General features: G+C 66.4%; 7 protein-coding genes, 1 tRNA gene and 1 pseudogene. 2 read left to right on the forward strand and 7 right to left on the reverse strand.

All coding sequences use genetic code 11. The features are described 5' to 3' along the window. The first annotated feature begins 181 nt into the window (after positions 1-181). Positions 182-355: an acyl-CoA dehydrogenase family protein gene (locus tag RMN86_RS11645; protein WP_405041345.1), complete on the forward strand. Its 174-nt coding sequence runs from the start codon at positions 182-184 to the stop codon at positions 353-355. Between the two features lie 95 nt (positions 356-450). Here the strand turns inward: RMN86_RS11645 and rplA are convergent, their stop codons facing one another. Together rplA and rplK are read right to left on the reverse strand one after the other, a co-directional pair. After that, positions 451-1140, reverse strand: coding sequence for a 50S ribosomal protein L1 (gene rplA, locus RMN86_RS11650; RefSeq protein ID WP_309606009.1), 690 nt, complete (start codon positions 1138-1140; stop codon positions 451-453). Between the two features lie 4 nt (positions 1141-1144). Further along, positions 1145-1576: a 50S ribosomal protein L11 gene (gene rplK / locus RMN86_RS11655; protein WP_309606010.1), complete on the reverse strand. Its 432-nt coding sequence runs from the start codon at positions 1574-1576 to the stop codon at positions 1145-1147. A gap of 161 nt (positions 1577-1737) precedes the next feature. Here rplK and RMN86_RS11660 point away from each other — a divergent pair, with 161 nt between their 5' ends. Beyond that, positions 1738-2655, forward strand: a complete 918-nt coding sequence (locus tag RMN86_RS11660; RefSeq protein WP_309606011.1) for an alpha/beta hydrolase-fold protein — start codon at positions 1738-1740, stop codon at positions 2653-2655. A 30-nt stretch (positions 2656-2685) separates the two neighbouring features. Here RMN86_RS11660 and RMN86_RS11665 read toward each other — a convergent pair whose 3' ends face one another. From RMN86_RS11665 to tuf, 5 genes and pseudogenes are all read right to left on the reverse strand, one after another. Continuing rightward, the gene (locus RMN86_RS11665) at positions 2686-3096 is read right to left on the reverse strand and encodes a GxxExxY protein (RefSeq protein ID WP_309606012.1); all 411 of its coding nucleotides are present in this window, start codon (positions 3094-3096) and stop codon (positions 2686-2688) included. A gap of 9 nt (positions 3097-3105) precedes the next feature. Beyond that, positions 3106-3675 carry a transcription termination/antitermination protein NusG gene (gene nusG / locus RMN86_RS11670; RefSeq protein ID WP_309606013.1) on the reverse strand — a complete coding sequence of 190 codons (570 nt, stop codon included), beginning with the start codon at positions 3673-3675 and terminating at the stop codon, positions 3106-3108. Positions 3676-3684: 9 nt separating this feature from the next. Further along, on the reverse strand, positions 3685-3990 hold the full coding sequence (gene secE, locus RMN86_RS11675; protein WP_309606014.1) for a preprotein translocase subunit SecE: 306 nt from the start codon (positions 3988-3990) through the stop codon (positions 3685-3687). 67 nt (positions 3991-4057) lie between these two features. Further along, positions 4058-4133: transfer RNA gene (locus RMN86_RS11680), tRNA-Trp, on the reverse strand. A gap of 173 nt (positions 4134-4306) precedes the next feature. Continuing rightward, positions 4307-4434, reverse strand: a pseudogene (tuf, locus tag RMN86_RS11685) (elongation factor Tu); the annotation flags it as partial.

The following is a 4434-nucleotide window of genomic DNA, read 5'->3' on the forward strand; positions in this document are numbered from 1 at the left end:
GCCACGTTCGACGACGGCACATGGCTCGGCTCCAGTGCCAGCGACGAATGCACTCCGGCTTTGCGGCAGAGGTCGAAGAGGTGTTTGGGGTTCATGGGCCGGACTCTAGGGAATTGGGTCCTCGAATTTCCTCAGGCCGGCGTCCGGCGCTTATGGGGCGGCGTCCCAGCCGCACGCAACCCTGCCGGGGGTACCGGTCCCGGCCCACCGGCCGCCGGCCGACCAGGGCCACGTCGGTCCCGACCACAGCCTCACCGTCGCTTCCAAATACCTCAACGACCGGGCCGGCTCGATCTACGCCGGGACCAACGAGATCCAGCGCAACATCATCGCCAAGGCGGTGCTCGGGCTGTAGGCGGCGCGCTCCGAAGGCGGCGGCCAGCCCGCACAAATCAAAGGGAGCCGCGTCGCCGCGGCTCCCTTGATCCTGTCGGTCTCTGTCAGCCGATACTAGGCCGACGGGAACGAACCCGTTTCGACCTTGAAGCCGGGGCCCATGGTCGAGGAGAGGCTGATCTTCTTGATGTAGACCCCCTTGGCGCCGGAGGGCCGGGCCTTGTTCAGCGCGTCAACCAGGGCTCGCACATTGACCAGCAGCTGCTCGTCGGTGAAGCTCGCCTTGCCGATGCCGGCGTGGATGATGCCGGTTTTTTCGGTGCGGAATTCGATGGCGCCGCCCTTGGCGTCCTTGACCGCTTGGCCGACGTTGGGCGTCACCGTGCCGACGCGCGGGTTCGGCATCAGGCCGCGCGGGCCCAGAACCTTACCCAGACGGCCGACGAGGGCCATCATGTCGGGGGTCGCAATGACCCGGTCGAACTCCATGAAGCCACCCTGGATGCGCTCGACCAGATCCTCGGCGCCGACGATGTCGGCCCCCGCGGCGGTGGCCTCGGCGGCCTTGGCGTCCTTGGCGATCACGGCGACGCGGACGTCGCGCCCGGTGCCGGAGGGCAGCGAGACCACGCCGCGGACCTGCTGGTCGGCGTGGCGCGGGTCGACGCCCAGGTTGACGGCGATCTCGACGCTTTCGTCGAACTTGGCCGTGGCGTTGGCCTTGACCAGTTTGACGGCGTCTTCAACCGGGTGAGCGACGGAGCGGTCGCCGGTGCGGGCCTTGATGCGCTTGGTGCTTGCCATGATGCTAGGCCTCCACGATCTGCAGACCCATCGAGCGCGCGGAGCCCTCGATGATCTTGGCGGCGGCCTCGACGTCGTTGGCGTTGAGGTCCTTCATTTTCTTCGTGGCGATGTCGCGCAGCTGGGCGCGCGTGATCTTGCCGGCGCTGGCGCGGCCCGGCTCCTTGGAGCCCGACTTCAGACTGAGCGCCTGCTTGATGAAGAAGGTCGCCGGCGGGGTCTTGGTGACGAAGGTGAAGCTCTTGTCCTGATAGACGGTGATCACCGTCGGCAGGGGCGTTCCCTTGGCTTCCTTTTCGGTGCGGGCGTTGAATTCCTTGCAGAAGCCCATGATGTTGACGCCACGCTGGCCCAGCGCCGGCCCGATGGGCGGCGAAGGGGTAGCGGCGCCGGCGGGCACCTGCAGCTTGATATAGCCCAAGATTTTCTTGGCCATGCCTGTCTCCAATGCGGCGGCTCGCGAAAGCCGCCTATGTGGCCGTGGTTCGGGCAGCCCCTCCCACGGATTTGAAATCGTCGCGAACTACGAAGCCGGCGCAAGTAGCAGGTTGCCGCATTCCGGGCAATGCTGTGGTGCGGACGTAAGCGGAGACGACGATGGACACCGAGACCTACGAGGCCCTGGGCCTGCACCGCGCGCTGGGCGACGTCGATCCGACCCGCGTGGTCAACGGTCGCGCCAACCGGGAAATCCAGCAGGCGCTGTCGGTCCCCAGCGACCGGCAATATCACCCCTGCCCCGAAGCTTCGCCCGCCGGCGATGTCCCGCGCGGACAGGTAGTCTCGCACCGCGACTGGGCCGGAGCCAGGATCTTTCCCCGCACAACCCGGGACGTGCGGATCTACACGCCACCCGGTTTCGATCCGGCCGGGCCGCCGCCGGCGGTGATCGTCTTCAACGACGGGTCCTGGTACCTGGACCGCGACGGGCCGGTCCGCGCGGCCGCCGTGCTGGACAGCCTGATCGCCGCCGGCGAAGCGCCGCCCACCGTCGCCGTCTTCGTCATGCCAGGCAAAAACCCGGACAATCCGCAGCAGCGCAGCTTCGAATACGACAGCCTGACCGACCTCTACGCCCGCTTTCTGCTGGAGGATCTGCTGCCGTTCGTGGAGGCGCAGATCGGGTGCGCGCTGACGAGCAACCCGGCGTGGCGCACTGTCTGCGGCATCTCCTCCGGCGGGATCTGCGCCTTCACCGCGGCGTGGCGACGGCCCGACGCGTTCGGGCGGGTGATCAGCCACTGCGGCTCGTTCACGGCGATCCGCGGGGGGCACAACTATCCGTTCCTGATCCGCTCGACCGACCGCAAGCCGATCCGCGTCTGGATGCAGAGCGGGGCGGCTGACGCCGACATCCTGTTCGGCAGCTGGCCCGCGGCCAACAAGGAGGTCGCCGCCTCCCTGGCGTTCGCCGGCTACGATGTGAAATTCGTCTTCGGCGAAGGCGGCCACAGCCTCAGCCACGCCGGCGCCGTCTTCGCCGACACCCTGCGCTGGCTCTGGCGTCAGGATTGAACCGCCAAGACGCCAAGGACGCCAAGCGACCTAGCCAACGAGGCGCCGAACTCCGTCCTTGAATAGCGCCACGTTGAAGTTCATCAGCAGACCAAGGCGAAGGCCGGAAAGCTTGAGATAGGTGATCAATTGCGCCTCATGGAGGCGCGACAAAGATTCGACTGCCTTCACCTCGACAATTACCGAGTCGGCGACCACGAGGTCCAACCGGTAGCCGGCCTCCAAGCGGAGGCCCTCGTATTGCAGTGGCAGTGGGACTTGCCGGCTTACGCTAACCCCGCGAAGACTGAGCTCGTGAGCCAAGCATACCTCGTAGGCGGACTCTAAGAGGCCAGGTCCAAGCGCACGGTGGACCTTGAGGCCCGCATCAATGACCTGCTTGGCCGTCGCGTCGGCGAGCGCCGACGGCTCTTGGCGTCCTTGGCGTTCTTGGCGGTCCATCTGGACGCCTCAGCTGGTTTTTTCGACCTGGCTGTATTCGAGTTCGACGGGGGTGGCGCGGCCGAAGATCGACACGGTGACGCGCAGGCGCGAGCGTTCTTCGTCGACCTGTTCCACCGACCCGTTGAAGCTGGCGAAGGGGCCGTCGGTGACGCGAACCTGCTCGCCAATCTCGAACTGGATGGTCGGCTTGGGCCGCTCGACACCCTCTTCGATGGCGCCGATGATGCGGGCCACTTCCTTCTCGGAGACCGGCATGGGCTTGGAGCCGGAGCCCAGGAAGCCGGTCACCTTCGGTATGTTCTTGATCAGGTGATAGGCTTCGTCGGTGAGCTCCATCTTCACCAGCACGTAGCCCGGGAAGAACTTGCGCTGCACTTCGATCTTGCGGCCGCGGCGGATCTCGGTGGCCGCCTCGGTGGGGACCAGCACTTCGGAGAAGTTCTCGGCGAGCCCTTGGGTCCTGGCCTGCTCGAGGATCGACTCCTTCACCTTGCCCTCGAAGTTCGAGTAGGCGTGGACGATGTACCACTTGTGGTGGGGGTTGGAGGGGGCGGCGGTTTCGGCGGCGTCTGACATGTCTTTAACCTAACGTCCGGCCGCGAGCTTGAGGATCTGGTTGATCGCCAGGCTGATCCCCCCGTCCACGATCCAGAAGAATATGACGGCCACGACGACCATGATGGCGACCATCACCGAGGTGATCCAGGTCTCCCGGCGGGTGGTCCAGGTGATCTTACGCGCTTCGGCGCGGACTTCGCGGAAGAACTGGACGAGGTTGACCCTCTTCTTCACGGGCGCCAGCGCGCCAGCCGATGACGAGGCCATCACAGCGGCGGTCTTGGCGGCGCGATTGCGGATCGCGGAGGGATTGGTTCCCGGTTTCCTGGCCATGCGGCGTTCTTCGTACTCTCGGCTTTGGGGCTGCGGACATCGCGCCCCGGTTCTCAGACATATAGGGTGGCAGGAGTGGAGGGACTCGAACCCCCGGCCCTCGGTTTTGGAGACCGATGCTCTACCAGCTGAGCTACACTCCTACGGCCCCTCGGAAATTCGCGGCCCCCGACCATCAGTCAACGCGCCGGAAAGCGGCAGGCCCCACGGCGCACGCGGCTCATCGTCGGAGCCGGGTCGTTTAGCAGCGAGGGCGCCGCGGAGCAAGGCTGAGGCGCACGGCGCCCCCGTCGGCGGCATGGCCGGGCGTCCGGCCCTACTTAAGGATCTTGCTCACTACGCCGGATCCGACCGTGCGGCCGCCTTCGCGGATGGCGAAGCGCAGGCCGGTGTCCATGGCGATCGGGGTGATCAGTTCCACCGTCAGCTCGGTGTTGTCGCCGG

It is taken from the genome of Phenylobacterium sp. (genome assembly GCF_031360265.1).
Taxonomy (GTDB): Bacteria; Pseudomonadota; Alphaproteobacteria; order Caulobacterales; family Caulobacteraceae; genus Phenylobacterium.